General features: G+C 68.1%; 24 protein-coding genes and 1 pseudogene. 7 read left to right on the plus strand and 18 right to left on the minus strand.

Annotated features, from left to right (window positions below; all coding sequences use genetic code 11):
- The first annotated feature begins 19 nt into the window (after nucleotides 1-19).
- Complete coding sequence (locus QM682_RS10765; RefSeq protein WP_415129557.1) at nucleotides 20-994, plus strand: DctP family TRAP transporter solute-binding subunit; 975 nt, start codon at nucleotides 20-22, stop codon at nucleotides 992-994.
- A 52-nt stretch (nucleotides 995-1,046) separates the two neighbouring features.
- Here QM682_RS10765 and QM682_RS10770 read toward each other — a convergent pair whose 3' ends face one another.
- The 5 genes from QM682_RS10770 to QM682_RS10790 all read right to left on the minus strand — a co-directional run bounded on the left by QM682_RS10770 (nucleotide 1,047) and on the right by QM682_RS10790 (nucleotide 4,608).
- A complete protein-coding gene (locus QM682_RS10770; RefSeq protein WP_415129559.1) occupies nucleotides 1,047-2,060 on the minus strand; it encodes a LacI family DNA-binding transcriptional regulator in 1,014 nt (337 codons plus the stop codon).
- A gap of 85 nt (nucleotides 2,061-2,145) precedes the next feature.
- Nucleotides 2,146-2,478 carry a hypothetical protein gene (locus QM682_RS10775; protein WP_415129561.1) on the minus strand — a complete coding sequence of 111 codons (333 nt, stop codon included), beginning with the start codon at nucleotides 2,476-2,478 and terminating at the stop codon, nucleotides 2,146-2,148.
- Nucleotides 2,475-3,362, minus strand: a complete 888-nt coding sequence (locus QM682_RS10780) for an NAD(P)-dependent oxidoreductase (protein ID WP_415129563.1) — start codon at nucleotides 3,360-3,362, stop codon at nucleotides 2,475-2,477. The genes QM682_RS10775 and QM682_RS10780 overlap by 4 nt, the downstream gene beginning before the upstream one ends.
- A complete protein-coding gene (locus QM682_RS10785) occupies nucleotides 3,359-3,856 on the minus strand; it encodes a gluconokinase (protein WP_415129565.1) in 498 nt (165 codons plus the stop codon). The genes QM682_RS10780 and QM682_RS10785 overlap by 4 nt, the downstream gene beginning before the upstream one ends.
- The gene (locus tag QM682_RS10790; protein WP_415129567.1) at nucleotides 3,853-4,608 is read right to left on the minus strand and encodes an SDR family oxidoreductase; all 756 of its coding nucleotides are present in this window, start codon (nucleotides 4,606-4,608) and stop codon (nucleotides 3,853-3,855) included. The genes QM682_RS10785 and QM682_RS10790 overlap by 4 nt, the downstream gene beginning before the upstream one ends.
- A gap of 122 nt (nucleotides 4,609-4,730) precedes the next feature.
- On the opposite strand from QM682_RS10790, the gene QM682_RS10795 reads away from it, so the two are divergent.
- The 3 genes from QM682_RS10795 (at nucleotide 4,731) to gndA (ending at nucleotide 8,222) form a co-directional block, all read left to right on the plus strand.
- Nucleotides 4,731-5,678 carry a 2-hydroxyacid dehydrogenase gene (locus QM682_RS10795; RefSeq protein ID WP_415129569.1) on the plus strand — a complete coding sequence of 316 codons (948 nt, stop codon included), beginning with the start codon at nucleotides 4,731-4,733 and terminating at the stop codon, nucleotides 5,676-5,678.
- A 9-nt stretch (nucleotides 5,679-5,687) separates the two neighbouring features.
- Nucleotides 5,688-6,719: an L-idonate 5-dehydrogenase gene (locus QM682_RS10800; protein ID WP_415129571.1), complete on the plus strand. Its 1,032-nt coding sequence runs from the start codon at nucleotides 5,688-5,690 to the stop codon at nucleotides 6,717-6,719.
- A gap of 102 nt (nucleotides 6,720-6,821) precedes the next feature.
- A complete protein-coding gene (gene gndA / locus QM682_RS10805; RefSeq protein ID WP_415129573.1) occupies nucleotides 6,822-8,222 on the plus strand; it encodes an NADP-dependent phosphogluconate dehydrogenase in 1,401 nt (466 codons plus the stop codon).
- Nucleotides 8,223-8,913: 691 nt separating this feature from the next.
- On the opposite strand, the gene QM682_RS10810 is transcribed toward gndA, so the two are convergent.
- The 3 genes from QM682_RS10810 to QM682_RS10820 form a co-directional block, all read right to left on the minus strand.
- Nucleotides 8,914-11,511 carry a DNA translocase FtsK 4TM domain-containing protein gene (locus QM682_RS10810; protein ID WP_415129575.1) on the minus strand — a complete coding sequence of 866 codons (2,598 nt, stop codon included), beginning with the start codon at nucleotides 11,509-11,511 and terminating at the stop codon, nucleotides 8,914-8,916.
- A gap of 3 nt (nucleotides 11,512-11,514) precedes the next feature.
- A complete protein-coding gene (locus QM682_RS10815; protein WP_415129577.1) occupies nucleotides 11,515-12,708 on the minus strand; it encodes an aminotransferase class I/II-fold pyridoxal phosphate-dependent enzyme in 1,194 nt (397 codons plus the stop codon).
- Nucleotides 12,709-12,810: 102 nt separating this feature from the next.
- Complete coding sequence (locus tag QM682_RS10820; protein ID WP_415129579.1) at nucleotides 12,811-14,136, minus strand: amidase; 1,326 nt, start codon at nucleotides 14,134-14,136, stop codon at nucleotides 12,811-12,813.
- Nucleotides 14,137-14,243: 107 nt separating this feature from the next.
- Between QM682_RS10820 and QM682_RS10825 the strand changes: the two genes are divergently transcribed.
- Complete coding sequence (locus QM682_RS10825; RefSeq protein ID WP_415129581.1) at nucleotides 14,244-15,497, plus strand: UbiH/UbiF/VisC/COQ6 family ubiquinone biosynthesis hydroxylase; 1,254 nt, start codon at nucleotides 14,244-14,246, stop codon at nucleotides 15,495-15,497.
- A gap of 88 nt (nucleotides 15,498-15,585) precedes the next feature.
- Nucleotides 15,586-16,161, plus strand: a complete 576-nt coding sequence (locus QM682_RS10830; protein ID WP_415129583.1) for a LolA family protein — start codon at nucleotides 15,586-15,588, stop codon at nucleotides 16,159-16,161.
- Nucleotides 16,162-16,165: 4 nt separating this feature from the next.
- On the opposite strand, the gene QM682_RS10835 is transcribed toward QM682_RS10830, so the two are convergent.
- The 5 genes from QM682_RS10835 to QM682_RS10855 all read right to left on the minus strand — a co-directional run bounded on the left by QM682_RS10835 (nucleotide 16,166) and on the right by QM682_RS10855 (nucleotide 19,746).
- On the minus strand, nucleotides 16,166-16,747 hold the full coding sequence (locus QM682_RS10835; protein WP_415129585.1) for a lytic transglycosylase: 582 nt from the start codon (nucleotides 16,745-16,747) through the stop codon (nucleotides 16,166-16,168).
- Nucleotides 16,748-16,825: 78 nt separating this feature from the next.
- The gene (gene modC, locus QM682_RS10840; RefSeq protein WP_415129587.1) at nucleotides 16,826-17,869 is read right to left on the minus strand and encodes a molybdenum ABC transporter ATP-binding protein; all 1,044 of its coding nucleotides are present in this window, start codon (nucleotides 17,867-17,869) and stop codon (nucleotides 16,826-16,828) included.
- Complete coding sequence (gene modB, locus QM682_RS10845; RefSeq protein ID WP_415129589.1) at nucleotides 17,866-18,549, minus strand: molybdate ABC transporter permease subunit; 684 nt, start codon at nucleotides 18,547-18,549, stop codon at nucleotides 17,866-17,868. The genes modC and modB overlap by 4 nt, the downstream gene beginning before the upstream one ends.
- Nucleotides 18,550-18,562: 13 nt before the next feature.
- On the minus strand, nucleotides 18,563-19,315 hold the full coding sequence (gene modA, locus QM682_RS10850; protein WP_415129591.1) for a molybdate ABC transporter substrate-binding protein: 753 nt from the start codon (nucleotides 19,313-19,315) through the stop codon (nucleotides 18,563-18,565).
- 62 nt (nucleotides 19,316-19,377) lie between these two features.
- Nucleotides 19,378-19,746 carry a winged helix-turn-helix domain-containing protein gene (locus QM682_RS10855; RefSeq protein WP_415129593.1) on the minus strand — a complete coding sequence of 123 codons (369 nt, stop codon included), beginning with the start codon at nucleotides 19,744-19,746 and terminating at the stop codon, nucleotides 19,378-19,380.
- Nucleotides 19,747-19,841: 95 nt separating this feature from the next.
- Between QM682_RS10855 and QM682_RS10860 the strand changes: the two are divergent.
- Nucleotides 19,842-21,022, plus strand: a pseudogene (locus QM682_RS10860) (acetyl-CoA C-acyltransferase family protein).
- A gap of 490 nt (nucleotides 21,023-21,512) precedes the next feature.
- Here the strand turns inward: QM682_RS10860 and QM682_RS10865 are convergent.
- The 5 genes from QM682_RS10865 to QM682_RS10885 form a co-directional block, all read right to left on the minus strand.
- Nucleotides 21,513-22,127 (minus strand): queuosine precursor transporter, encoded by a 615-nt coding sequence (locus QM682_RS10865; protein ID WP_415129595.1) that lies wholly within the window; start codon nucleotides 22,125-22,127, stop codon nucleotides 21,513-21,515.
- Between the two features lie 91 nt (nucleotides 22,128-22,218).
- Nucleotides 22,219-23,346 carry a serine hydrolase domain-containing protein gene (locus QM682_RS10870; protein ID WP_415129597.1) on the minus strand — a complete coding sequence of 376 codons (1,128 nt, stop codon included), beginning with the start codon at nucleotides 23,344-23,346 and terminating at the stop codon, nucleotides 22,219-22,221.
- Nucleotides 23,343-24,284, minus strand: coding sequence for an esterase-like activity of phytase family protein (locus QM682_RS10875; RefSeq protein WP_415129599.1), 942 nt, complete (start codon nucleotides 24,282-24,284; stop codon nucleotides 23,343-23,345). The genes QM682_RS10870 and QM682_RS10875 overlap by 4 nt, the downstream gene beginning before the upstream one ends.
- Nucleotides 24,285-24,291: 7 nt before the next feature.
- On the minus strand, nucleotides 24,292-25,155 hold the full coding sequence (gene mepA / locus QM682_RS10880; RefSeq protein WP_415129601.1) for a penicillin-insensitive murein endopeptidase: 864 nt from the start codon (nucleotides 25,153-25,155) through the stop codon (nucleotides 24,292-24,294).
- A complete protein-coding gene (locus QM682_RS10885) occupies nucleotides 25,152-26,510 on the minus strand; it encodes an MFS transporter (protein WP_415129603.1) in 1,359 nt (452 codons plus the stop codon). The genes mepA and QM682_RS10885 overlap by 4 nt, the downstream gene beginning before the upstream one ends.
- Nucleotides 26,511-26,544: the final 34 nt, after the last annotated feature.

The following is a 26,544-nucleotide window of genomic DNA, read 5'->3' on the forward strand; positions in this document are numbered from 1 at the left end:
TCTTAGGGAGGAAAACCGTATGAAGACCATTTTCAAGGCTGTCGCGCTGGCATCCGCGCTGGCGCTTGGCACAACTTCGGCCTGGGCCGATGCCACGCTGAAGCTGGCCCATGCCGCGCCCGATACCGATCTGCAACAAAACCTCGCCCTGTTCTTCAAGGAACAGGTCGAGGCGCGCACGAACGGTTCGGTCAAGGTCAACATCTTCCATTCGGGCCAGTTGGGCACGGATGCGGCGATGATCGACGGCACCCGCGCGGGCATCATCGACATCGCCATGTCGGGGTTGAACAACTTCACCGGCCTGGTGCCGGACGCGGGCGCGTTCGAACTGCCCTTTATCTTCCCGGACCGGGAATTCGCCTACAAGGTCCTGGACGGCGAGATCGGGCAGGGCGTCTCGGCGCAGTTCACCCAGCACGGCATGAAGATGCTGGGCTATCCCGAGAACGGCTATCGCAACATGACGAACAGCCGCCGCCCCATCGTCAAGCCCGAGGATGTCGCGGGCCTGCAAATGCGGGTGAACAACTCGCGCGCGCTCAGCGACATGTTCCAGATCCTGGGCGCGACGCCGCAGCAGATCCCGGTGGCCGAGCTTTACACCGCGCTTGAGACCGGCGTGGTGGATGCCCAGGACCATCCCATCGGCATCGTGCTGTCCTTCAAGTTCTTCGAGGTGCAGAAATACCTGTCCCTGACCCAGCACGCCTATTCGGCCCTGGCCCTGGTGATGAACGACACGAAATTCAACAGCCTGACCCCGGATGAGCAGAAGGTGATCACCGAGGTCGCGGCCGAGTCCATCGCCATGCAGCGCAAGCTGGCGCAGGAGAAAGAGGCCGCCATGATCGAGGAACTGAAAGGCGACGGCATGGAGGTCAATGACGACGTGGATTCCGCCGCCTTCCAGGAAAAGGTCAAGCCGGTCTGGGATTCCTATATGGCCCAGAACGGCGACGCGGTTGTGAAGGCGATCGCGGCGCTTCAGTGACAAGCTGCGGGAAAAACGGGAAAGGCGGGGCCGCGTGCCCCGCCTTTTCAATTCAGGACGCCGACTGGCGCAGCAGCAATTCGGTCCTGATCTCGATGGTCTTCGGTCCGTCCAGCCTGCCCGCCAGGGCATCGCCGATCAGTCCGGCGGCGGTTTCGCCGATGCGATAGGGAAAGGGATTGATGGTGGTCAGCGGGGGAACGCAGACCCCGGCGATTTCGTAATCGCCAAAGCCCGCGATGGTGACCCGGCCGGGCACCGGCACCCCGCGCCTTTGGCATTCGCAAAGCGCGCCGAAGGCCGAAAGGTCCGAGACGCAGATCACCGCCTCGGTATCGGGCATCCGCTCCAGCAGCCGCGCCATGGCCTCGCCGCCCTCGCGCATCGAGATGGGGGGCGTGCCCGCGTCGATCAGCCGCGTCGTGGGCAGGCCGTGGCGCTGCATTGCCGCGATGAAGCCCGCGCGCCGGTCGGTGCCGCGCGTGTCGCGATGTGCGTCGCCGCCGATGAAGGCGATGCGGGTCTTGCCGCGCGCGACCAGGTGATCGACCATTCCGCCCACCGCCGCCGCGTTGGAAAAGCCCACCACATGGCCGATGGGGGCGGCGGGCAGGTCCCAGGTCTCGATCACGGGAATGCCCGCGCCCAGCAGCATCTGCCGCGCGCGGGGGGTGTGCTTGCCGCCGGTGACGACGATGGCCTGCGGCCTGCGGCGCAGGAACTGGCCGATCAGTTCTTCTTCCTTGCGGATGTCGTAATCGGTATAGCCCAGCAGGATCTGCAAGCCGTGCTGCTTCAGCCCGTCGGTCAGACCGCGCAGCGTCTCGGCGAAATTCGCATTGTTCAGCGAGGGGATCGTCGCCGCCACGAAATCCGTGCGCTGCGAGCGCAGGTTCGAGGCGGTGCTGTCAAACACATAGCCTAGCTCATCCGCCGCGCGCATGACCGCCGCGCGAGCCTGGGCGCTGACCGTGCCGCCGCCCTTGAACGAGCGGCTGACCGTCATCGGCGAGACGCCCGCCAGCCGCGCGACATCGATCATGGTGGGGGCTTTGCGTGCGGTCATGGCTGGGCCTTGGTGTGGCTTTTCTGGAAACCAGAAAAGCCGCCGGGCCTGCCAAGTTCAAGCCGCCGCGCAAGTTTCCCCGCGCTCACAGCGGAAAATCATGCGCCTCGGTGACATGGTGATGGATGCGCCCGGTGAAGAACCGCGCCAGCACCGCGTCGGTCGCGGCCTTGGCCTCGGTGCGGGCGGGGCTGGCCAGGGCCTTTTCCACGGTGTCCAGGTCGGGATAGCTGATCGCCAGCACCATGGGCAGTTCCGGGGCGCCTTCGTCGCGGAACTCGGCAAAGCCGATGCGCACGGCGAGCGCGCCGGGAAAGGCTTTCCATTTGGGCAGGACCTCGGCCAGCACGGCCTCGCGGAAGGCCGCTTCCTGACCTTCATGGATCTTGCCCTCGAACAGCGCATAGCGGGTGATCATTGCAAATTCTCCTTTGCTGGACCCTTGAAATATTCCATCAGCGCGGCCTGATCCTCGCCGCCAAGGCCGGCGGCGGTCAGCATGCGGTGGACCTCGGCGCAGATGGCCGTCAGCGGCATGGCGGTATGGGTCAGCCGCGCCAGGTCGCGCGCGCCGTCCAGATCCTTGACCATGTTGTCGATCCGTCCGGTCCTGCGGTAATCGCGCGCGGCATAGCGCGGCATGTATTCCTGCAACAGCGCGCTGTCCGCGCGGCCGCCCTTCAGCGCCTGCGGGATCTTGGCGGCATCCACGCCCGCGGCCTCGGCCAGCGCGGTCGCCTCGGCCACGGCCAGAAAGCCCAGCCCGCACAGGACCTGGTTGATCAGCTTGGTCGTCTGGCCCGCGCCCGGCCCGCCCATGCGGGTCTGGTTCGAGGCGACGTTCGCCAGCACGGCCTGCGCCTCGGCCACATCGGCCTCGGCGCCGCCCTGCATCAGCGTCAACTGCCCCAGCGCCGCCTTGGGCGCCCCGCCCGAAAGCGGGCTGTCCACCCAGCGCAGGCCGCGTTCCGCCGCCTCGGCGGCCAGCGCCTTGGTCGATTCGGGGTCGATCGAGGACATGTCGATGATCAGCGCGCCCGCGCCCGCGCCCTCGGCCACGCCGCCGGGGCCGAACATGGCCGCGCGCACGATCCGCACCGCGTTCAGCGACAGGACCACCGCACGGGCGCCGCGCGCGGCCTCGGCGGCGCTGGCGGTCGCTCGCGCGCCAAGGGCGGTCAGCTCGGCGACCTTGGCCGTGTCTAGGTCGAAGACGTGCAGATCGGTCCCGGTCGTCGCCAGCCGCGCGCCGATGGCGCCGCCCATGGCCCCGGCCCCGATCAGGGCGATATGTCCGCTCATTCCTCGGCTCCTTGCAGATATGCGGCGATGCTGGCGGTCAGTTCCGCCGGGGTCCGCGCGATGTCCACGGTCAGCGCCTTTTCTTCGGGCGCGGGCGGCTCAAGCGTCGCGAACTGGCTGTCCAGCAGCGAGACCGGCATGTAATGCCCCGGCCGCGCCGCCATCCGCTTGGCCAGCACCTCGCGCGATCCGCTTAGATGGACGAAGCGCACCGTGCCGCCCGCGCCCGCGCGGATGCGGTCGCGATAGACCCGCCGCAGGGCCGAGCAGCCGATGATCACCGGGGCCTGATCGGCCAGAACCCGGGCCACGCGGTCCAGCCAGGGCCAGCGGTCCTCGTCGGTCAGGGGGATGCCGGCGCGCATCTTCTCGACATTGGCGGGGGTGTGCAGGTCGTCGCCATCGACATAGGCAATGCCCAGATGCTTCGACAGTGCCGCGCCGATGCTGGACTTGCCCGAGCCGGACACCCCCATCAGGACGATGCGCATCATAGCGACACCGAGATGCCGCCATCCACGAAAAGCGTATGCCCGTTGACGAAGCTCGCCGCGTCCGAGGCCAGGAAGACGCAGGCGCCGACCAGTTCCTCGACCTTGCCCCAGCGGCCCGCCGGCGTGCGCCCGCAAAGCCATTCGGTGAATTTCGGATCGGCGACCAGCGCCGCGTTCAGGGGCGTCTCGAAATAGCCGGGCGCGATGGCGTTGCAGTTCAGCCCGTGCTTGGCCCAGTCGGTCGCCATGCCCTTGGTCAGGTTGCCGACGGCGCCCTTGGTCGCGGTATAGGGCGCGATTCCGGGCCGGGCCAGGGCGGTCTGGACGCTGGCGATGTTGATGATCTTGCCATGCCCGCGCCCGATCATATGCCGCGCCACCGCCTGGCCGACGTGAAAGACGCTGGCGATATTGGTCTGCAACAGCCGTTCGAAGGCGTCCGCCGGGAAATCCTCAAGCGGGCTGCGATGCTGCATCCCGGCATTGTTCACCAGGATGTCGATGGCGCCATGCTCGGCCTCGAAACGGTCCACGGCGGCGCGCACGGCCTGATGGTCGGTCGCGTCGAAGGCCAGCGTCCCGGCGCCCGGAATTTCCGCTGCGGCCTGCGCAAGCCTGCCCGCATCGCGGCCGTTCAGCACCACCTGCGCGCCGGCCTCGGCCAGCCCCCTGGCCAACGCGAAGCCGATCCCCTGCGAGGAACCCGTCACCAGCGCGCGCTTGCCCGTCAGGTCGAAAAGTGAATTGCCCATCCTGTCCCCTCCCTCATGCCGGAGGCGTGAAAAGGCCCCTCGACAAATCGCTGGGTTAAGCTATGGTATCGTTAACATACAAAGTCAAGATGACGGAGCGTCTTGGCGCGAGGAGGAAAAGAATGACGAAACCCGAGATTCTGCAAATGGGTCCCTATCCCGAATGGGACCAGGGGCCGCTGGACCAGGCTTTCCAGGCGCATCGCTATTTCGAGGCGTCGGACAAGGCCGCCTTCCTGGCCGAGGTCGGCCCCCGCGTGCGCGCCATCGCCACGCGGGGCGAGTTGGGCGCGAATGCCGAGATCATCGCGGCCTGTCCGAAGCTTGAGGTGATCAGCGTCTATGGCGTTGGTTTCGATGCGGTGGACCTGGCCGCCTGCCGCGCGCGCGGCATCCGCGTGACGAATACGCCCGATGTGCTGACCAATGACGTGGCAGATCTGGGCGTGGCGATGATGCTGGTGCAGTCGCGCGGCATGATCGGGGCGGAAACCTGGGTGCGCGACGGTTCCTGGGCCGCCAAGGGGCTTTATCCGCTGAAGCGCCGGGTCTGGGGCCGCCGCGCCGGCGTGCTGGGCCTGGGCCGCATCGGCTATGAGGTCGCCAAGCGCCTGGCCGGCTTCGACATGCAGATCGCCTATAGCGATGTCGCGGCCAAGGACTTCGCGCCGGATTGGGAATTCGTCGCCGATCCGGTGGCACTGGCCGAACGCTCGGATTTCCTGTTCGTGACGCTGGCGGCCTCGGCCGCGACGCGCCATATCGTCAACACGGCGGTGATCGAGGCGCTTGGTCCCGAAGGGATGCTCATCAACATCTCGCGCGCGTCGAACATCGACGAAGAGGCGCTGCTGGACGCGCTGGAGGGCGGCAGGCTTGGTTCGGCCGCGCTTGATGTGTTCGAGGGAGAGCCGGCGCTGAACCCGCGCTTCCTGGCGCTGGACAATGTGCTGTTGCAGCCGCATCACGCCTCGGGCACGATCGAGACCCGCAAGGCCATGGGTCAGCTCGTGCGCGACAATCTGGCCGCGCATTTCGCCGGCCAGCCCCTGCCGACTCCGGTGCTGTGAGGTCATGCCATGAAAGCCATCGTCATCCATGCCGCCCATGACCTGCGCGTCGAGGAGCGCCCCGAGGAGCAGCCCGGCCCCGGCCAGTTGCGCCTGCGCCTGGCGGCGGGCGGGATCTGCGGATCGGACCTGCACTATTACCACAATGGCGGCTTCGGCACCGTCCGCCTGCGCGAGCCGATGATCCTGGGCCATGAGGTCTCGGCCCATGTCGAGGCCCTGGGCGAGGGTGTGACCGGCTTTACCCCCGGCCAATTGGTCGCGGTGTCCCCCTCGCGCCCCTGCCATCATTGCGACTATTGCGAGCAGGGCCTGCCGAATCACTGTCGGAACATGCGGTTCTATGGCTCGGCCATGCCCTTTCCGCATATCCAGGGCGCGTTCCGCGAGGTGCTGATCGCCGATGCCAGCCAATGCGCCGACGCGACCGGGCTGACGCCGGGCCAGGCCGCCATGGCCGAGCCTCTGGCCGTCACGCTGCACGCCACGCGCCGCGCGGGCGACATCATGGGCAAGCGCGTGCTGGTCACGGGCTGCGGTCCCATCGGCATGCTTTCGATCCTGGCCGCGCGCCGGGCGGGCGCGGCGCAGATCGTGGCGACGGACCTGTCGGATTTCACGCTGGACATGGCGCGGCGCATCGGCGCCGACCGGGGCATCAATCTGGTGCGCGAGCCGGACGGCCTTGCCGAATATTCGGCGGGCAAGGGCCATTTCGACGTGCTTTACGAATGCTCGGGCGCGGCCCCGGCCCTGATCGCGGGCATCGGCGCGCTTCAGCCGCGCGGGATCATCCTGCAACTGGGCCTGGGCGGCGACATGACCTTGCCGGTCAATGCGATCACCTCCAAGGAGTTGGACCTGCGCGGCTCGTTCCGTTTCCATGCCGAATTCCCGATGGGGGTCGAGATGATGCGCAAGGGCCTGATTGATGTCAGCCCGCTGATCAGCCATACCCTACCCTTGTCTCAGGCCGAGGATGCCTTCCGTCTCGCCTCGGACCGTAGCCAGGCCATGAAGGCGCAGATCGCCTTCACCTGACCTCAGCGAGATTTCGCAAGGGCGCATGTCCTGGGGGCTGCGCCTCTCGTCTGGAATGGCCGGCGGGTCTTCCTGCGCGGCCTATTGAAGAAAGGAATGACCATGAGCCATTCGCAAATCGGCCTTATTGGTCTTGGGACGATGGGCGCCGCCTTGGCGCTGAACATCGCGGAGAAGGGGTTTCCGATCGCGGTGTGGAACCGCACGACCGAGGTGACGCGGCGCTTTCATGCCGATGCGGGGGCGCTTGCCGAGCGGATCACGCCGACGGAAAGCCTGCGTGATCTGGTCGCGGCCATCGCGCGCCCGCGCGCGATCATCCTGATGGTGCCCGCGGGCCAGGCGGTGGACGACCAGATCGCGGCGCTGGCGCCGCTTCTTGAGGCCGACGACCTGATCATCGACGCCGGCAACGCGAATTTCCACGACACCAATCGCCGCGCGGCGGCCGGGCTGCCGATGCGGTTTCTGGGCATGGGCGTTTCGGGCGGCGAGGAAGGGGCACGCCACGGCCCCGCCATCATGGGCGGCGGCGACCGCGCCGACTGGGAGCGCATCGCGCCGGTCATGGAGGCCATCGCCGCGCGGGCCGAGGACGGCACGCCCTGCGCCACCTGGATGGGCGAGGCGGGGGCGGGGCATTTCGTCAAGGCCGTCCATAACGGCATCGAATATGCCGACATGCAGATGATAGCCGAGATTTATGGGCTGCTGCGCGACGGGCTGGGCCTGGACGCGCCGGCCATCGGCCAGGTCTTCGCCGACTGGGACCGGGGGGTGCTGCGGTCCTATCTGGTCGAGATCTCGGGCGCGGTGGCCGGGGCGGTGGACCCTCTGACGGGGGGGGCGATGCTGGACGCGATCCTGGACCGCGCCGGCCAGAAGGGCACCGGGCGCTGGACCGCGATCGAGGCGCAGCACCTGGCCGCGCCGATCCCGGTGATCGAGGCGGCGGTGATGGCGCGCAACGTCTCGGCCCGGCTGGATGAGCGGCGGGCGGGCGAGGCGTTCTACGGCGCCGCGCCCGAGGCGCTGGATCTGGACATCGCGGCGCTGGAGCAGGCGCTGATCGCGGGCAAGATCCTGTGCTATGCGCAGGGTTTCGCGATGATCGAGGCGGCGGGCCGGGCCTTCGGCTGGCGGCTGGACCTGCCGGCGATCGCGCGGGTGTGGCGCGCGGGCTGCATCATCCGCTCGGAGATGCTGAACGACATGGCGGGGGCCTTGGCCGAGGATGCGGGGCGCAACCTGATCCTGGCGCCGTTCTTCGCCGGGAAGATCCGCGCGGGGCTCGGGGCGCTTCGGCGGACGGTGTCAGAGGCGGTGCTGCATGGGCACGGGGTTCCGGCGCTGGCCTCGGGGCTTTCGTGGTTCGAGCTGATGCGCACGGCGCGGGGGACGGCGAACATGATTCAGGCGCAGCGCGATTTCTTCGGCGCGCACGGGTTCGAGCGCCTGGACGGCCGCGACGCCCCCCACGGCCCCTGGGCCGCCCAGGGCTGACCCCGGCGCCCTGGCCCGAAGCCCTGGCCCGAAGCCCAGGAAAGAACGGGCCAGGGGCGCAATCTTTGCCCGCCAACGGAATGGCGGGCAAGGCCGTTGGGGGCGATCCGGCGCCAGCCTTCGGGTGGCCGCATTCGCCCTTGATACTGTCGCCGGTCGTATCTGGTCGGCTTCCCGCATTTGCCCCTGGGCCGAATGAGGGCGCATGATGTCGCGCGGCGCTTTTCCAGCTTGCCCAGGCCGGGCGCGGGTCCACCCCTGCAACCGGCCTGCGCGAGGGGGCTGGCGGGTGCCTTTGCGGGGTGGTTCGCATCCGGGCTTTTAGGCGGCCCTTTCGGGTCGGGCTTCGCCATCGCCTTGATTGCCGCAAGCATCACGGCGCGCTGTTTCATCCCGCTGCGATCCTTGCGCGGGACGCATGAAGATCCGTGGCGAAACCGGCGCCTATGCCGGGCGGCATTCCTGCCCAAGCTGCGGCCTGTCCGCCTTCGGCCAGGGCGGCGATGAAATCGCATTGCACCAGGACACCCGGCCTTTGCGCTGAAGCGTCGCTGTCCCCGCGATCGCGAGGGCGGCGGCTGCGCCAAGGAGTGATCCGGGCGCGGCGGCGCAATGAAAGCCGGGCAACGAAAAAGGCCGGGCATCGCGCCCGGCCCCAGCCTTTGGATCCCAGCCTTCGATCCGCTGGCGATCACACTTCGGGGACCAGCACCTCGCGCTTGCCGACATGGTTGGCGGAACTGACCACGCCCTGTTCCTCCATCTGCTCGACCAGGCGCGCGGCTTTGTTATAGCCGATGGCCAGCTTGCGCTGGATATAGCTGGTCGAGCATTTGCGGTCCTTGGCGACGATGGCCACGGCCATGTCGTAAAGCTCGGCATCGCCGCCCTCGCCCGAGGAAAGGCCCAGCACCTGGTCGATGCTGTCGGCGCGTTCCTCGTCCGGGCCTTCGACCACGCCGGACATATAGCTGGGCGGGCCGAAGGACTTCAGGTGGTTCACCACCTCCTCGACCTCCTCATCCGAGCAGAACGGGCCATGGACGCGGATGATCTTGGAGCCGCCCGCCATATAAAGCATGTCGCCCTGGCCCAGAAGCTGCTCGGCCCCCTGTTCGCCCAGGATGGTGCGGCTGTCGATTTTCGAGGTGACCTGAAAGCTGATCCGGGTCGGGAAGTTCGCCTTGATCGTGCCTGTGATCACATCGACCGAGGGCCGCTGGGTCGCCATGATCAGATGGATGCCCGAGGCGCGCGCCATCTGCGCGAGGCGCTGGATGCACGCCTCGATTTCCTTGCCGGCGACCATCATCAGGTCGGCCATCTCGTCGACGATGACGACGATATAGGGGAAGGTCTCGGGCTGGAATTCCTCGGTCTCGAAGATCGGCTCTCCGGTATCCTCGTCGAAGCCGGTCTGCACGGTGCGGCGGAACATCTCGGACTTGTCCAGCGCCTCGCGGACGCGGCCGTTGTAGCCCTCGATATTGCGCACGCCCATCTTGGACATGCGGCGGTAACGCTCCTCCATCTCGCCCACGACCCATTTCAGCGCGACGACGGCCTTCTTGGGGTCGGTGACGACCGGGGACAGCAGATGCGGGATGCCGTCATAGACCGACAGTTCCAGCATCTTGGGGTCGATCATGATCAGCCGGCATTCCTCGGGCGTCAGCTTATACAGAAGCGACAGGATCATGGTGTTGATCGCGACCGACTTGCCCGAGCCGGTGGTCCCGGCGATCAGCAGGTGCGGCATCTTGGCCAGGTTCGCCACGACGGGACCGCCGCCGATGTCCTTGCCAAGCGCCAAAGGCAGCGGCTGGGTGCCGTCGCTATAGGCTTGCGAGGCCAGGATCTCGCGCAGAACGACCTTTTCGCGGCGCAGGTTCGGCAGTTCGATCCCGATGACCGAGCGGCCCGGCACGGTCGAGACGCGGGCCGACAGCGCCGACATGCTGCGCGCGATGTCGTCGGCCAGGCCGATCACGCGGCTGGCCTTCAGCCCCGGCGCGGGTTCCAGTTCGTAAAGCGTGACCACGGGGCCGGGGCGGACCTCGGTGATCTGGCCCTTGACGCCGTAATCGTCCAGCACCGCCTCAAGCATGCGGGCATTATCGGTCAGCGCATCCGGCGAAAGCTGGTGATGGCCGGTATCCGAGGGCGCCGCCAGAAGCGATAGCGGCGGATGCTCGTAATGGCTGGCCAGGGCGGCAGGCGCGGGACGGGAAAGGGGGCTGGCCGGGATCGGGCGCGGGCGCGGCATGACGCGCGGGCCGTCGGCGGATTCGGGCAAGGGCCGATCCTCGTCCTGCTCGGGTTGCGCCTGAGGCTGGGTTTCGTATTGGGCTTCGTATTCGGGCTGGGGCTTGGCGGCGACACGCGCTGTCAGCCGTGCCGTGACCGAGGCAAGGGCCGAAGGCTTTTCGGCCAGATCGGCGCGGGGCGCGACGGCGGGGTCTGGCGCCTCGTCCCCGTCCAGCGGCGTGGGTGCGAAATCCGGGGGCGGGGTGCCAAAGACGCGGCGGGGCGCGGCCTCGGCTTCCGGCTCGGGCAGGCTGGTCGCGTCGGCGCGGGCCACGCGGTCGCGGCGGGCATCGGCGCGGCTTTTCAACCCGCGCGCGGTGCCCGAGGACAGGCGCGCGCCCTTGTCCACGGCGTGCAGCAGCATCAGCCGCGCGGTTGCCAGCCCGTCACGCAGGAACTGGCCCATGATACCCAGCTCCTTGCGGTCGAAGCCCAGGACGAAGCTTAGGAAGGCCAGGGCCGCCGCCGCCGTCAGCAGCGCCAGCACCTTGATCCCGATCGCGGCCTTGACCGGCAGGATCGAGAGCATCGCCCCCATCAGCATGTCGCCCAGATGCCCGCCCAGGCCGAAGCTTTGCGTCCAGCCGGCGGGCGGCGTCATCGAGGTCGCGTAAAGCGATACCAGCACCATGCCGATGGGCAGGAAGATGCCGCGCATGACGCGCTCTTCGCCCCGGTGCAGCATCAGGCGCAGTCCCCAGGTCACGGCGCCCAGGACCAGGACCCAGGTGCCGGTGCCGGTGATCATGAACAGCGCCGAGGCGACATAGGCGCCGGGCCGGCCCAGGAAATTCTCGGCCGGCTGGTCGGTCGCGGACATGAAGCTGGGATCGTCGGGGGTATAGCTGATCAGCATCATCGCGATCAGCAGCCCCAGCACGACCAGCCCCGCGCCCAGCAATTCCTTGCCGCGCCGTTCCAGCGCCGCCTGGGTGGATTGGTCGAACAGCGGATCGCGGTGTTTTGCCTGCCAGCTCGCCATGCGTCAGCCCCCTTGATATAGACAGTTCTTCAGACGGTTCAGCGCCGTCTCGGTCGGGCCGGCCGGATCGACCAGCGCGACGCGGATATAGTCACGGCCCGGATTGCCCTGGGCGGTGTCGCGCGACAGATAGGCGCCGGGCAGCACCTGGATGCCCGCCTCGGCCCAAAGCTTTTTCGCCGCGTCCTCGCCGGTGCCGACGGCCTGGGGCACGCGCAGCCACAGGAAAAAGCCCCCCTGCGGCGGGGCATAGCCCGGCACGTTGCCCAGCACCCGGTCGGCCACGGCGTATTTCTGTTGGTAAAGCGCGCGGTTCCTATCGACATGGGCCTCGTCCGCCCAGGCGGTGGCGCTGACGCGTTGCGCGGGCAGCGGCACCGGCGCGCCGGAATAGCTGCGAAGGCGGCGCAATTGCGCGATCTGGCCGGCCCCCCCGGCCGCAAAGCCCGAACGCAGCCCCGGCAGGTTCGAGCGTTTGGACAGCGAATTGAACATCACCACCCGGTCGGCCAGCCCCATGCGGGTCGCCACGGCCAAGGCGCCGGGCGGGGGCGCGTCGCGCCAGATCTCGGAATAGCATTCATCGGAAAAGACCAGGAAATCATGGCGCTCGGCCAGGGCGATCAGGTCCTGAAGATAGGTCTCGTCCGCGACCGAGCCTTGCGGGTTCGCGGGCGAGCACAGATAGGCGATGGCCACCCGGTCCAGCACCGCAGGGTCCAGATCGCCGTAGCGTGGCAGGAAGCCCGTCTCGGCGGTGGCGGGAACGAAGATCGGCTCGGCGCCCACGGCGGCGGCGGCCACCGCATAGACCTGATAGAACGGGTTCGGGATCAGGATCGCCGCCCGCCCGCCGGCCTTTCCCTCGGGGCAAAGCGCCAGGGCGGCGTTGAACAGCCCCTCGCGCGTGCCGTTAAGCGAGGTGATCCGCGCCGGCTCGACCTCGATCCCGTGGCGGCGCCCGATCCAGCCCGAGATCGCGGCCAGCAATTCCGGCGTGCCCTCGTTCGGGGGGTATTTGCCGAATTCGGCCATGCTGTCGGCAAGGATGCGCGCGGTGAATTCGGGAATCGCGTGGCGCGGCTCTCCGATGGTCATGATGACGGGATCCGCCGCGGGGGAAATGCCCGCAAGCAGCGTCCTCAGGCGTGGGAACGCGTATTCCGGCAGGTTCGAGAACCGCTCGGGTATTGCCATGACTGCCTCTCAATCGGGGTCGTGCCGCCCCGTTCCGAGGGAAGGATAAAGCCAAACCCCCCTTGCGTCCAGAGTTTCAGGGGAAATCACTGGGCCGCGGGCCTAACGCAAGGCAGCCTCGGCGGCGCTGGCCGCGACCAGAAGCGCGCGGTCGCGCCCGGCCGTGCCCATCAGCATGATGCCGCAGGCCGGATGCCCGGTCGGCAGGCTGATCACGGGCAGGCCCAGAAGGTTGCCGATCCGCGTATTGCGCAGGGTCAGCAGGTTTTCCCGGGCGAAATAGGCCGGGTCCGCCAGAAGCCGCGCCGCATCGGGCGGCAGGATGGGCGAGGTCGGCAGGATCACCGCGTCATGGCCCGCGACCAGCCGCGCCCAATCGGCGCGGATGCGGGAAAGCCGTTCCCATCCGGCGATGTAATCGGCGGCGCGGATGTCGCCCCCGCCCCGGAAGCGTTCCAGGATCGGCGGATACATCAGCTCCGGCGCATCCTCGATCTGGTCCTGCCAAAGGCCGTAAGCCTCGGGGGCGAAAAGGGTGGGGGCCAGTGCCATGGCCTCGGCCACGCAGGGGGGCGCGATATGGCCGATGCGCGCGCCTGCGCGGGCAAGGCGGTCCACCGCGTCCTGAAAGGCCGCGACCGGGCCTTCGCGGGCATCCTCGAAGGGCACGCCGTCCAGGACCAGCAGCCGCAGCCTGCGCGGATCGGCGCCCGTCAGGTCCGGGGTCTTGTCGCCGCGCAGCACGGCGTCGATTTCGGCGCAGTCCTCGACGGTGCGGGCCAGGGGGCCGGCCACGTCGAAGCGGCGGCAAAGCGGCACCACGCCCTCGTCGCTGATCGTGCCCTGCGTCGGTTTGAAGCCCACCAGCCCGTTCCAGGCCGCCGGCACCCTGATCGAGCCGCCCGTGTCCGAGCCGACAGCCGCCGCCGCCAGCCCCAGCGCGACCGAGACCGCCGCCCCTGAACTTGACCCCCCCGGCACCAGCGCCGGGTCGATGCTGTTCGGCGGCGTCGCCGTCATCGGGTTCAGCCCCAGCCCGGAAAAGGCCAGTTCCGTCATATGGGTCTTGCCCAGGCACACCATGCCTTGCAGCGTGGCATTGGCCAGGATCCGCGCGTCGCCCGCCGGAACCCGCCCCGCCAGCAGCCGAGAGCCGGCCTCGGTCGCGATGCCCGCGCTGTCGATATTGTCCTTCCAACTGATCGCCACGCCGTCCAGCAGGCCGCGGCGCAGCCCGGCCTTGGCCCGGTCATGGGCGGCGATGGCCTCGGCCCGTGCGCGGGTCGTGGTCAGGCGGGCAAAGATCCGGTCCGAGTAATTGTGCCGCGCCGCCGCGTCCAGATAAGCCTCGGTCTGTTCGACCGGGCTCAGCAGCCCCGCCAGAATCGCGCGGCCCTGCTCCGCCGCCGATGCCTTCAGCCAATCCATGCCAGTTTCCCCGGTAACGCCCTGCAAGGCGCAAGGCTAGACCCGCCCGGCGGGCTTCGCAATGGTGCCGCATGGACATTGCTCTCCGCTCGGGCATAGTGCGGCGCATGGAACGTGATCAAGACATCATCATCGCAGGCGGCGGGCTGAACGGCCCCGCCTTGGCGCTGGCTTTGGCCCAGGCCGGGCTGCGGGTGGCCGTGGTGGATGCCCGCCCCGCCGTCCTGCGCGCGGGCGACGCCTTTGACGGGCGGGCCTATGCGCTGGCCCTGGCCTCGCAGCGGCTTCTGGCGGCGCTGGGGCTGTGGCGGGATCTGGAGGCGCGGGCGCAGCCGATCCTGAAGGTCCAGGCCAGCCAGGGCATGCCGGGCGAGGGTGCCGGTCCCTTCGGCCTTTATTTCGACAGCGCCGAGATCGAGGAGGGCCGGCTGGGCCATATGCTTGAGGATCGTTTCCTTTATCGCGCGCTTCTGGGGGCGATGCGGGGCGATGCGATGCCGGGTGGGGCGATGCCGGGTGGGGTCACGCATCTGCCGGGGCTGTCCGTGACGGGACAAAATATCGGCCCGGCTGGGGTCGAGGTGATGCTTTCCGATGGCAGCCGCCTTGGCGCGCGGCTTCTGGTCGGCGCGGATGGCCGCAATTCGGGCGTGGCCGAGCGCGCGGGCATCCGGCGGTTGGGCCATGATTACGGTCAGGTCGCGCTGGTTGCGGCGGTGGATCACGAATTGCCGCATCAAGGCACCGCGCATCAGTATTTCATGCCTGGCGGTCCGCTGGCGATCCTGCCTCTGCCGGGCAATCGCAGTTCCATCGTCTGGTCCGAGGAGAAATCCGCCGCCCAGGCCGTCCTTGCCCTGGACGATGCGCAGTTCCTTGAGGTGCTGCGCCCGCGTTTCGGGGATTTCCTGGGGCCGATCGCCCTGGCCGGGCCGCGCTTTTCCTATCCGCTGAGCCTGACCCTGGCCGAGCATTACGTCGCCCCCCGCGTGGCGCTGGTCGGCGATGCGGCGCATGGCGTCCATCCCATCGCGGGCCAGGGCCTGAACCTGGGCCTGCGCGATGTCGCGGCCCTGGCCCAGGTGCTGGTCGATGCCCGCCGTCGCGGCGAGGATATCGGCAATCCCCAGGTGCTGGCCCGTTATCAGGAATGGCGCCGCCCCGATGCGACCATGCTGGCGCTGGGCATGGACGGGGTGAACGCGCTGTTTTCCAACCGCAACCCGCTTTTGCGCGCCGCGCGCGAGGTCGGCATGGGGCTGGTCGATGCCGTGCCCGGCCTGCGGCGCGGCTTCATGCGCCAGGCGGCGGGGCTGCGGCTGAGGCCGATGCCGCGTCTGCTGGCCGGAAAGCCCCTTTAGGAACTTCACGCCCGCGTGAGCGTTCCGTGCCCGCGCATCCAAGCGAACGTGATGTGCAAGTCACTGAACAAGCGGTATCATTCCGGTCATGAAACTTAGATCGCTCGCCCTTGCGCCCGCCCTTGTCCTTGCCATGGCCTTTCCGGCCCTGGCCGAGAAAATCCCGCTGAACGAGATTTCGCGCTATCTCAACAGCATCAAGACCGCCAAGGCCGAGTTTACCCAGGTCAACGCGGATGGCAGCATCTCGACCGGGACGGTCTATATCCACCGCCCGAACCGGGTGCGCTTCGAATACAAGGGCGACAAGTCGCTGGTCCTGGCCTCGGCCGGGCAGGTCGCGGTCTATGACGGCAAATCGCGCAGCGGGCCGCAGCAATATCCGCTGTCGAAAACGCCGCTGTCGCTGATCCTGGCGCCGAACATCAACCTGAGCCAGGCGCGCATGGTGACGGGCTATGCCGAGAAGAAGAACAGCACGGTCGTGACCGCCCAGGATCCGCAGCACCCGGAATACGGCAATATCCAGATGGTGTTCTCGGCCAAACCGACGCAATTGCGGCAATGGGTGGTGACGGACGATGCCGGGCGGCGCACCACGGTGATTCTGGGCGACATGCGGACCGGGGTGTCGATCCCGGCCTCGCAATTCGTGATCCGCTAGCCGTTCAGCGTCCGCATTGCGCCAGTTGCAGGCGGTAAAGCTCGGCCCGCGCCTGCACCTTGGCCGAGACGCTCATCAGCCAGGGCTTCTGGCGGTGCGAGCCGCGGTTAAACCCGCCGCGCCCCTCGTGATAGGCCAGGTATTGCGAGCCGGCGTCCAGCTTGGAAATCCCCAGGATGCGGGTCGTGTCGTTCATATACCAGCCCATGAAATCGGTCGCGTCGCGGATGCTGTCGCGCCGCGCGCCACGGTTGCCGGTCTTCTTGCGATAGTCGTCCCAGGTGCCGTCCAGCGCCTGGCTATAGCCATAGGCCGAGCTTTGCCGCCCTATCGGAATGATCCCAAGCGCATAGCGATGCGGCGTCCGGGCGTCGCCGATGAATTTCGATTCCTGGTGAATCGTCGCCATCTGGACGTGGACCGGAATGCCCCAGCGCCGCTCGGTCGCCTTCATCGCCTGCATATAGGCCGGGCGTTCGGCGGCCAGCAGGCAGGCGTTTTCAAGATTGCGCGGCGCCTTGTAGTTCCCGCCGCCCCCGCAAGAGGCGACCAGCCCGACAATGGCCAGCTTCAGAAACCTGTTCATACTGCCCTCATGTTCTTTTTACCCGCGAACATAGCGGAATCGGGTGGGGGCAGGCAAATGACAAAGGCTTCAAGCGGTTCAGCTTGTCAGGACCGAGACCGATTTGATCACTGCGTGACAGGAAATTCCCGGCGCCAGATCAAGCGCATGGACCGATCTAGGGGTGATCTGGGCAAGCATCCGCTCATTTCCCACGGCAAGCTGGACCAGCCCGCCGTCGATTCGGATGACGGTGGCGGGCCAGGCGTTCAGCGCCGACAGCCCCTGCGGCGCGTCGCGCGACAGGATCACCTCATGCGCCAGGATGCGCAGCCGCAGGCTTGCGTCGGGGGGCAGCGGGCCTTGCAGCAGCAGCGGCCCGGCGGCGGTCGCGATCCGGGCCATGCCGTCGGGATCGTTGCCCCGGACCTTGCCCCGGATCAGCGCGCCGGCCTCGCGCTCGCCGAATTGCGGGGCAAGATCGGGATCGGCCAGCAGTTCCGCCAGCGGCCCGGCATGGATCACCCGGCCCCGTCCCATCAGCACGACGGTATTGGCCAGCCGCAGCACCTCGGGAACCGAATGGCTGACGTAAAGGATGGGCAGGCCCGAGGCGTCCCGCAGCCGCTCCAGCCAGGGCATGATCTCGGCCTTGCGGGCATCGTCCAGCCCGCTCAGCGGCTCGTCCATGACCAGAAGCGCGGGGTCCGAAAGCAGCGCCCGGCCGATGGCGGTGCGCTGCCGCTCGCCGCCGGACAGGGTGGCGGGGCGGCGGTCCAGCAGCGGTTCCAGCGCCAGCATCTTGACCACGCGGTCGAAATCCCGCGCCGCATCGCGCCGCCAGCGCGCGGGATAGCGCAGATTGGCCCGCACCGTCATATGCGGAAACAGCCGCCCGTCCTGAAAGACATAGCCGATGCGCCGGGCCTGTGGCGCCAGGTTCGTGTGCCCGTCGAAAAGCACCCGCCCCGCAAGCGCGATCCGGCCCCCGTCGGGCCGCATCAGCCCGGCGATGGCGTTGATCGTGGTGCTTTTGCCGCAGCCCGAGGGACCGAACAGCGCCGTCACGCCCCCCGGTGCCTGGAAACTCACGTCCAGTTCCAGCCCTGGAAAGCGGTGACGGAAGGCGACCGAAAGGCTCATGCCCGCGCCATCCGCCGGGCCAGGAATTCCGAGACGAGCACCGCCGCCATGGCGATCGCGACCGAGATCAGCACCAGCCGCATCGCCGGCCCCTCGCCGCTGGGGGTGGAAAGCAGCGCGTAGATGGCCGAGGGCAGGGTCTGCGTCTGGCCGGGGATGTTCGAGACGAAGGTGATCGTGGCCCCGAACTCTCCCATGGCCTTGGCGAAGCCCAGGGTGACGCCCGCCAGGATCGCGGGCAGGATCAGGGGCAGGGTCACGGTCAGGAAGATCCAGGGCCTGGGCGCGCCAAGGGTCGCCGCGGCCTGTTCCAGCCTGGGGTCCACCGCCTCGAAGCCGAGCCGAATCGAGCGGACCATCAGTGGAAATGCCATGATCGCGGCGGCCAGCGCCGCGCCGGTCCAGCGAAAGGCGAAGACGATGCCCAGGGGTTGCAGCAGACTGCCGACCGGACCCTTGGTGCCGAAGGTGGTCAGCAGCAGATAGCCCGTGACCACCGGCGGCAGGATCAGCGGCAGGTGGACCAGCCCGCTCAGCAGGTCATGGCCCGGAAAGCGCCGCCGCGCCAATAGCCAGGCGATGGCGATGGCGAAGGGCAGGCTGGCCGCCGTCGCCACCAGCGAGACCTTCAGCGACAGCGTGATCGCCTGCCATTCCTGTGGTCCCAGCCAGTCGGCCACGCGCGTTCCTGTCCTAGGGCGCGACGGTAAAGCCCTGCGCCTCGAAGATCGACCTTGCCGGATCCTGCTTCAGGCTGTCCAGAAAGACCTTGGCCTGGGGGGTGGCGGCGGTCTTGGTGATCGCGGCGGGGTAGGTGATCGGCTTGTGGCTGTCGGCGGGGAAGGTCGCGACCACGCCCACGCCCTGATCCGCCACCGCGTCCGAGCCATAGACGATGCCCAGCGGCGCCTCGCCCGAGGAGACCAGCTTCAGCGCCGCGCGCACGTCGTCGGCCTGCGCCACCTGGCCCTGGATCTTGTCCCAAAGGCCCAGATGGGTCAGCGCCTCTTTGCCATATTGGCCGGCGGGGACGCTGTCGACCAGCGCCATGGCAAGCTTGCCATCCCCCAGCAGCCGGGGCAGGTCGGCGACCTGGGCGGGCTCGGGCTTGCCATGTCCGACAAGGACCAGGGTGTTGCCCAGCAGGTCCTGGCGCGTGGCAGGGTCGATATCGCCCGATTCCTGCACCGCATCCATCCAGTTCGCGGCGGCCGAGATGAAGATGTCGGCGGGCGCGCCCTCTTGGATCTGCTTGGCCAGTTTCGAACTGCCGGCATAGGAAATGACGATCCTGTCCGGGTGCTTGCCCTGCCAATCCGCCGCGATCCGGTCCAGCGCATCCTTCAGGCTGGCCGCTGCGAAGACGGTGATGTCGTCGGCCATCGCGGCCGGAGCATGCAGAGGCGCAAGGGCCAGGAAAGCCGCTGCGAACAGGCCGGGGCGCATGGGGTCGGTCCCTTCGTTATGTTTCAACAGACATAACCAAGCACCGTCCGCCGCCGCAAGCGTTATTTCCTGTCAGGCATATCGCCAAGCGCCGCGCCCAGGGCGGCAAGCTGGGGGGCGGCGCGCAGCAGATCCTCAAGCGCGCGGTAATCGGACAGCACCTGCCGGCCCAGATCGGTCAGTTGCGCGCCCCCGCCGCGCATGCCGCCGCGACTGCTCTCGACCAAAGGCAGGCGGAAATGGCGGTTCATCTCTTCGACCAAGGCCCAGGCGCGGCGATAGCTCATGCCCAGGTGCCGTCCCGCCGCCGAGATCGAGCCTTCGGCCGCGATGGCCTGCAAAAGATCGGCCTTGCCCCGCCCGAAGGTCAGCCCCTGGGCGTAATGCAGCCGCAGGCTCAGCCGCGGATCGGATGGGTTCGCATCGCTCATGCGCCGCATTCTGGCAGATGGTGGCGCGCAGGCAAGGGCTGGGCAGGGTCGCGCCGGTGCGCTAGCCTTGGCGCGCCCAAAAGGGGGGCGCCGGCATCGCCGAGAATGAAATCGTCATCCTGTCCGGGGTTCGCACCGCCATCGGCGCCTTTGGCGGAAGCCTGGCGGGGGTTGCGCCGATCATGCTGGCCCGCGCCGCGATCGACCGCGCCGGGATCGCGCCCGAGCGTATCGGCCAGGTGGTCTTTGGCCATGTCCTGAACACCGAGCCGCGCGACATGTATCTGTCCCGTGTCGCCATGCTGGACGCCGGTGTGCCCGAGACCACGCCGGCGATGAACGTGAACCGGCTTTGCGGCTCGGGGGCGCAGGCCATCGTCTCGGCCGCGCAGGCGCTGATGCTGGGCGAGACGGATTTCGCCCTGGCCGGCGGCGCCGAATCGATGAGCCGCGCGCCCTATGCGGTGCCCGCCGCCCGCTTCGGTGCCAAGATGGGCGATGCGATGATGCTGGACATGATGACCGGCGCGCTGACCTGTCCGATGGGCACCGGCCATATGGGCGTCACCGCCGAGAATGTCGCCGCCGAGCACGGCATCACCCGCGAGGCGCAGGACGCCTTTGCCCTGGAATCGCAGGCTCGCGCCGCCCGCGCCATCGCCGAAGGCCGGTTCCGCGACCAGATCGTTCCGGTCGAGATCAAGACCCGCAAGGGTATCACCCTGTTCGATACCGATGAGTATCCCAAGGCGACCAGCCTTGAAAAGCTGGCCGCGCTGAAGCCCGTGTTCCGCAAGGGCGGCTCGGTCACGGCGGGTAATGGGCGGGTAATGCCAGCGGTATCAATGACGGCGCGGGGGCGCTGGTGCTGGCCCGCGCCGATGCCGCCCGCGTCGCCGGCGCCAAGCCGCTGTTCCGGCTTTTGGGTCATGCCCTTGCCGGCGTGCGCCCCGAGGTGATGGGCATTGGCCCCATCCCCGCCGTCCAGGCGCTGCTGGCCCGAACCGGCCTGCGCGCAAGCGATTTCGACGTGATCGAATCGAATGAGGCTTTCGCCGCGCAGGCGCTGGCCGTGACCCAGGCGCTGGATCTGGACCCGGAGCGGGTGAACCCCAATGGCGGCGCCATCGCGCTTGGCCATCCGGTCGGCGCGACCGGCGCCATCATCACCGTCAAGGCGATGTATGAATTGCTGCGAAGCGGGGGCCGTCGCGGCCTGGTCACCATGTGCATCGGTGGCGGACAGGGCATCGCGCTTGCCATCGAGCGTATCTAAGCCATCCGCAGCCAAGCGTCCGGCGCGCGTGGGCCAGTTTTCAGCCGTGGTCGCTGGAAAAGGTTTCCCCCCAATGGCCCGCCCGCGCCGCTTTTCCTGGGATCGGCCGGAGTTGGCTGACGGCATGCACGCCCGATTCTTGGCGATGCGGCAACCGGAAGGGGGCTTTCGGCGCTTCCGCGCGGTCTTGCCGCGCGGGAAGGAGGCGGATGGGAAGGCCGTATTCGTCCTTGCGAAGCGGTAACCCTTGCGACGCCGCCTTAACAGGAAACGGGCCGCTTCCTGGGAAACGACCCGCGAGATCCACGGAGATGGTCCGGTTAGGGTTGGTGCCCACCGTCCCAGCCAGGGTTCACGACCCTTGGGGCTGCCCTTAGGCCACGGCCCCCCTGACTGTCCCGACACCTCTCTCCAATATCACTCTCGACACTGGACCACCTCCTTTCATGTGTTGCCGTATGAGTTCAGCCTGCCACATGCACCTTAACAGTCAATGAGTTTGGACACGCTTCTGGATCAAATTTCCAACGATGATCCTGAAGGGGGCCAGCGCCAGGACCGCCTGGGCCAGTTTGACCAACCAATCGGCAATTGCCAAGGAAACCCACAGCGGCTGAACCGGGCCGTGGCCCAGCAGCGGAACCAATTCATTTGCCCAAGAAACATCGTCCTGCGGAAAGACCGGGCTGAGCGTGGCCGAGAAGGCGATGGTGAAAAAAACGGCGGTATCGATGATCGAACCGATCACGCTGGCCGCCAGGGGTGGTAGCCACCAGTTGTATTTTCGCAACTGGTTGAAGACCGAAATGTCCATTAATTGGGCAGATAGGAAGGCGGCACCGGATCCTATGGCGATCCGAAGCGTTGTCTTGTCCATTCCCGCCGCAATGACCGAGCACAGAACGCCCGTCACGAAGCCCGCGAAGACCACCTTGCGGGCGGCCTGGGGGCCATAGACACGGTTCATGATGTCGGTCACCAGGAACGAGACCGGATAGGTCACGGCCCCCCAGGTCAGCCAGTTCCCCAGCAGGTGCTGGACCAGGATGTTCGAAGCCACCACGATGATGGCCATGGCGATGACGCCGGGAAGAATGCGCGGCATTTGGATTTTCCGTTTTGGCAAGGTCGCGGAGACTCGGCCCCGGCAGGCGGGGCAAGGCCGCATAAGCCGCCATGGCCTCGGCTGTCAACGGTCAGTCCATCAGCGCCGCGGTCATTTCCAGCGAAAATGCCCCGTTCACCCCTTGCGGCGTCGTATTGGTCATCGCCACCAGGGTCAGCCCGCGCGCCGGATCGACCAGCCAGCTATGGCCGTAGATGCCGCCCCAACTGACGGCGCCGGGCGGCAGGCCGATCCTGGCCTGGGCCGGGTCATCCAGCACGGCGCCGGCCCAGGAATGGCCCCAGCCCGCCCCGCGCGAGGGGTGCGGACCCGTCAGCCGGTTCGCGCGGGCGGCCAGGCGCAGATCCTCGGGGATGAAAGCGCCGTCCCGCAGCGTCTCCAGCAGTGTCAGCGCGGCGGGCACGGTGCCCGACATGCCGCCCCCGCCCGAGGGATAGGCGGCGGGGTCGCTGCTGCGCTGGGGCAGGAAGCGCCAATGCAGCCCTTCCTGACGCGGAACGGGCACCTGCGTCGGTCCCTCCATGCGCCGGGGCGGGGCGCCATCGGCGTAATTCGCGGCAAGATGCGCGGGATCGGCGGTGAACGCGGCCTCGATCCCCAGCGGCTCGGTCACCAGATCGCGCATCGCCTGGGGCAGGGGGCGGTCCGCCGCCGCCTCGATCACCGCGCCCAGCACATCGGTCGCGATCGAGTAGCGCCAGCTTTCGCCGGGTCGCAGGTCCAGCGGCACCGAGGCGATGCGGCGCAGGTTCTCGGCCAGGGTGATCCCGCTTTCCCCGATCCCGTCCGAGATCCCGGCCAGGTGATAGCTGCCGCCGGCGGGCTGGGCGAAGCCGTAATCCAGCCCCGCCATATGCGCCATCAACTGCCCGACCGTGATCGGGGGACGGCTGCCGTTGGGAAGGGCGGGGGCGAAGTCGGGCAGATAGCGCGTCACCGGATCCTCGGGCGACAGCCGGCGCCCGGCCATCAGCCGCAGCGCCGCGACGGTGGTGAAGGGCTTGCTGACCGAGGCATAGCGCAGCCAGGTCCGGGGTGTCATCGCGCGGCCGGCCTCGCGATCGGCGAACCCGGCGGCGCGGGAAAACACCACCCGGCCATCCTGTGCCAGGATCACCATGCAACCGACGACCTCGCCGGCTGCGGTATAGCGGTCGATGCCGCTGTCGATGGCGGCGATGGCGTGGGACAGCGTCATGGCGCGGGGGCCTTCACCAGGCGGTATTCGACAAGTTCGGTGCGCAGCAGCATGTTGAAATTGTCGTCCGAGATCATGCTGAGGCGAATGCCCTGCCCGTCGTCCCAGACCGACAACCCTTCAAGATTGCCGTATTGCAGCGGGCGGGTCGCCAGCAGCACCTGGGGATTGCTAAGCGCCGTGTCGCTGATGTCGAAGCGGCGCACGCGTGAGCGAAAGCCCAGAAGGCCCAGAAAGTCGCGCTCCAGCAGGTAGAAGCGGCCATCGGGGCCGATCTCGGCATCGACGGCCAGCCAGTCGCCATCCCTGGGGATGGAAAAGGGCTGATCCCAGCGGTGGTTGCGAAAGCGATAGACCGGGAAGGGCGTGGTGGGCGAACCCGAACGTTCCGGCACGGTCAGCAGGGTGCCGTCGGGCAGGATCGCCAGCGTTTCCAGCGATGAATTGCGCTGCATCTGCCTGAAGGCGGGCGGGCGGGGCAGCACCTGGGCATTGGATTGCGGGGTGGCATAGCCCGCCACGCGGGTCAGCCCCTCGAAGCTGATCCAGATCGTGCCGTCCTGGCCGATGGCAAGCCCCTCGCTGTCGCCCTGGTGGCCAGGCTTCAGCGGCTGGCCGCGGCTGTCGTGCAGCCTGGCCTCGCCCTCGGTCTCAAGCCCGGTGATGGCGCCCTGTTCGTCGCGCTGGATACGGCCCCAGCGCAGCGTGGCGCGGTCGGAAAGCGCGGTGAACTTCTGGCCGTTTTCCTGGACCTCAAGGCCCGAATAGCCACCGAAATCCGGCTCGTCCAGCTTCCAGACATAGCTGCCGACATATTCGGCGCTAAGCTGGGCGCCGTCCGCCTCGGAGCTGGTTTGGGCCGCGCAGGAATGCGCCAGCATGGCCGCAAGCGCCATGGCGGCTACAAGGCCCGCACGCAGGGGAGTTCGGTGTTTCATGATCGTCCTAGCGCGCGGTGGCGACCGCCTGGCATTGGCGCGGCATCTCGCTGAGGCGATAGCTGCGCGGATGGCGATAGTTCGGATCGGGCGGCACGGGCTTCACGCGGCTGGGGTCGATGCGGTTGCGGATCCATTCCGCCGCCTCTTCGCAGCCATCTCCGGGGGGCGGCGGGTCCTGGTTCTGGCAGACCGAGCCCGCCGGGCAGCCAAGCCGGACGTGGAAATGATAATCGTGATTGTTGATCGGCCGGATCTTGCGCAGCCAGGCGCGGTCGCCGCTTGCCATCTGGCACATCGCGACCTTGGCGACGGGATCGACGAAGATGCGCTCGACCCTGGGATCGCGCGCGGCGGCGCGCATGATCGCCATATGGGACGCGCTCCATAGTGGCGATGGCGCGGTGCCCGCGCGGTTCACCACCGACTGGGACGAGATCTTTTCCCGCTGCGCCGCCGTCAGCCGCAGGCTGGATGGGGGCAGCATCCAGATATCGGCATCCAGCCCCATCTGGTGGCTGGCATGCCCGCTGGTCATCGGGCCGCCGCGCGGCTGGCCCATGTCGCCGATGTAAAGCCCCTGCCAACCGGCCTGGCGGGCCGCCTGCGACAGTCCGATCAGGAAGTTCACAAGTTCGGGATGACCCCAGTTCCGGCCCCGCGACAGCCGCATCGCCTGCCAGGTCGGCCCGGATTCGGGCAGTTGCACCGCGCCCGCGATGCAGCCCTTGGAATAGAAGCCGATGGCGGCGGGGGCGCCCGCAGTCGGGCCGGGGACGCTGCCGAACACGTCTTTTGCAAGGGGATCGGCGCTTGCGGGCAGGGTTGCGGCAACCGCCAGGAAGGCGGCGGCAAGGGTCTTGCGGATCACTGCTCGGGTTCTCCTGTTGCTTTGACCCAGTTTAGCAAGATCAGCGACAGAATGAACATGCCTATCAGAGGAGAGATGCCCAGCCGCAGGCTGCCGGTCAGATAGGTGGACAGCGCGATCAGGAAGGGGGCAAGGAAGGTCGTGGCCTTGCCGGACAGCGCGTAAAGCCCGAACACCTCGGTCGCGCGGGCCGGGGCGGTATGCAGGACGACCAGGGTGCGGCCGGCCGACTGGACGACGCCCCCCGCGCCGCCGATCAGGGCGCCGCAAAGGAAGAACAGCGTATCGGGCAGGTGCGAGCCGGGCGCGACGGGCAGGCCGAAGATCTGGCTGCGGTCCATGCCCACCAGCAGCGTGCAGACCAGGATCAGGATCAGCGTGCAGGCCACCGTCACCGCCTTCGGTCCCCAGCGCCGATCCGCGCGCCCGCCCAGCCAACTGATCACCGTGGCCGAGATCGCGGCGATGATGCCGAAGATACCCGACAGGACCACCGGCCATTGCAGCACCGCCCCGGCATAGATCCCGCCAAAGGCGTAAAGCCCGTTCAGCGCATCGCGCGAGAACATCGAGGACAGCAGGAACGCCGCCAGCGAGCGCCGCCGCCGCAGGCTTTTCAGCAGGACCCAAAGTTCGTGCAGGGCAAGGCGCAGGCGCACCGGGTGGCGGGGGCGGGGCGTCTCGCGCACCCACAGGAAGAACGGGACCATGAAGACCACATACCAGATCGCGGTCAGCGGGCCGGCGGCGCGGGTGCCCTCGCGCGCGGCGGCGTCCAGGCCCAGGATCGGCGGGATGCCCAGCAGCGTCCGCCCGGTCTGGGCGCTTTCGGCCAGAAACAGCAGGACAAGGAACAGCGCCACCACGCCGCCCAGATAGCCGAAGGCGAAGCCGGACCCCGAGATGCGCCCGATTTCCTCGCGCGGGGCCAGGTCGGGCAGCATGGCATTGGTGAAGATGGTGGCGAATTCGACCCCGATCAGGCCGATCCCGAACCAGAACACCGCCCAATACAGGCTTGGCTGGTCGGGCAGCAGATACCACAGCCCCCAGGATCCCGCGACATAGAAGCCCGAGAATACCCAGACCCAGACCATGCGCCGCCCGCTGGTATCGGCGATGGCGCCCAGGACCGGGGCCAGCACCGCGATGATCACCCCCGAGATCGACAGCCCATAGCCCCAGATCGTCTGGGCCTGCGCGGCGGCGGCCTCGGGCGTCATGCCCTGCGCGGCCAGGTGGTTGCGGGCGACCTCGGCGAAATATACCGGGAAGATGAAGGTGGTCAGCAGGTTCGCGAAGGGTTGGCTTGCCCAGTCGAAGAACCACCAGCCCCAGATCCTCTTGCGCTCCATGCCGGTCTCCTTGGCCTTGCCCTGGCATCCGCGG

This window comes from Paracoccus sp. (in: a-proteobacteria) (assembly GCF_047605025.1).
Classification (GTDB): Bacteria; Pseudomonadota; Alphaproteobacteria; order Rhodobacterales; family Rhodobacteraceae; genus Paracoccus.

What these genes read in the sequence shown, in the direction of transcription:
- QM682_RS10765 (WP_415129557.1), top strand. Translation starts at nt 20, where the DNA reads ATGAAGACCATTTTCAAGGCTGTCGCGCTGGCATCCGCGCTGGCGCTT.
- QM682_RS10770 (WP_415129559.1), bottom strand. Translation starts at nt 2,060, where the DNA reads ATGACCGCACGCAAAGCCCCCACCATGATCGATGTCGCGCGGCTGGCG.
- QM682_RS10775 (WP_415129561.1), bottom strand. Translation starts at nt 2,478, where the DNA reads ATGATCACCCGCTATGCGCTGTTCGAGGGCAAGATCCATGAAGGTCAG.
- QM682_RS10780 (WP_415129563.1), bottom strand. Translation starts at nt 3,362, where the DNA reads ATGAGCGGACATATCGCCCTGATCGGGGCCGGGGCCATGGGCGGCGCC.
- QM682_RS10785 (WP_415129565.1), bottom strand. Translation starts at nt 3,856, where the DNA reads ATGATGCGCATCGTCCTGATGGGGGTGTCCGGCTCGGGCAAGTCCAGC.
- QM682_RS10790 (WP_415129567.1), bottom strand. Translation starts at nt 4,608, where the DNA reads ATGGGCAATTCACTTTTCGACCTGACGGGCAAGCGCGCGCTGGTGACG.
- QM682_RS10795 (WP_415129569.1), top strand. Translation starts at nt 4,731, where the DNA reads ATGACGAAACCCGAGATTCTGCAAATGGGTCCCTATCCCGAATGGGAC.
- QM682_RS10800 (WP_415129571.1), top strand. Translation starts at nt 5,688, where the DNA reads ATGAAAGCCATCGTCATCCATGCCGCCCATGACCTGCGCGTCGAGGAG.
- gndA (WP_415129573.1), top strand. Translation starts at nt 6,822, where the DNA reads ATGAGCCATTCGCAAATCGGCCTTATTGGTCTTGGGACGATGGGCGCC.
- QM682_RS10810 (WP_415129575.1), bottom strand. Translation starts at nt 11,511, where the DNA reads ATGGCGAGCTGGCAGGCAAAACACCGCGATCCGCTGTTCGACCAATCC.
- QM682_RS10815 (WP_415129577.1), bottom strand. Translation starts at nt 12,708, where the DNA reads ATGGCAATACCCGAGCGGTTCTCGAACCTGCCGGAATACGCGTTCCCA.
- QM682_RS10820 (WP_415129579.1), bottom strand. Translation starts at nt 14,136, where the DNA reads ATGGATTGGCTGAAGGCATCGGCGGCGGAGCAGGGCCGCGCGATTCTG.
- QM682_RS10825 (WP_415129581.1), top strand. Translation starts at nt 14,244, where the DNA reads ATGGAACGTGATCAAGACATCATCATCGCAGGCGGCGGGCTGAACGGC.
- QM682_RS10830 (WP_415129583.1), top strand. Translation starts at nt 15,586, where the DNA reads ATGAAACTTAGATCGCTCGCCCTTGCGCCCGCCCTTGTCCTTGCCATG.
- QM682_RS10835 (WP_415129585.1), bottom strand. Translation starts at nt 16,747, where the DNA reads ATGAACAGGTTTCTGAAGCTGGCCATTGTCGGGCTGGTCGCCTCTTGC.
- modC (WP_415129587.1), bottom strand. Translation starts at nt 17,869, where the DNA reads ATGAGCCTTTCGGTCGCCTTCCGTCACCGCTTTCCAGGGCTGGAACTG.
- modA (WP_415129591.1), bottom strand. Translation starts at nt 19,315, where the DNA reads ATGCGCCCCGGCCTGTTCGCAGCGGCTTTCCTGGCCCTTGCGCCTCTG.
- QM682_RS10855 (WP_415129593.1), bottom strand. Translation starts at nt 19,746, where the DNA reads ATGAGCGATGCGAACCCATCCGATCCGCGGCTGAGCCTGCGGCTGCAT.
- QM682_RS10865 (WP_415129595.1), bottom strand. Translation starts at nt 22,127, where the DNA reads ATGCCGCGCATTCTTCCCGGCGTCATCGCCATGGCCATCATCGTGGTG.
- QM682_RS10870 (WP_415129597.1), bottom strand. Translation starts at nt 23,346, where the DNA reads ATGACGCTGTCCCACGCCATCGCCGCCATCGACAGCGGCATCGACCGC.
- QM682_RS10875 (WP_415129599.1), bottom strand. Translation starts at nt 24,284, where the DNA reads ATGAAACACCGAACTCCCCTGCGTGCGGGCCTTGTAGCCGCCATGGCG.
- QM682_RS10885 (WP_415129603.1), bottom strand. Translation starts at nt 26,510, where the DNA reads ATGGAGCGCAAGAGGATCTGGGGCTGGTGGTTCTTCGACTGGGCAAGC.